General features: G+C 58.5%; 1 protein-coding gene. It reads left to right on the top strand.

What is annotated here, in order from left to right; genetic code table 11:
- The coding region (locus HMPREF2924_RS36475) for a DsbA family protein (RefSeq protein WP_371915080.1) at positions 1–265 on the top strand (265 nt) is incomplete at both ends.

Genomic DNA, 265 nt, shown 5'->3' with positions numbered 1-265 from the left:
TCTTCGCTCAGTCGGCCGGCAACGGGGGCGGGTTGCCTAGCGGCACATTAGACTTTCCTGAACTGGACCAGTCTCGACTGGAGAAATGTGCGAAAGACATGGACCTGGAGGACCAGTTGATCAAGACGGACATCGACACTGCACGGTCGAAGAGCATTACAGCGACCCCGACCCTAGTCATCCGGGACAACCAGACGGGACGAAGCGTGAAGCTAGAGGGCATCGCCGACGAAACCACGTTGCTGTCGGCGATAGACTGGCTAGC

It is taken from the genome of Pseudomonas sp. HMSC063H08, assembly GCF_001813645.1.
Classification (GTDB): Bacteria; Pseudomonadota; Gammaproteobacteria; order Pseudomonadales; family Pseudomonadaceae; genus Pseudomonas; species Pseudomonas aeruginosa.
Note: the sequence above shows the minus strand (reverse complement) of the source record. Positions and strands in the feature narration are given on the sequence as shown.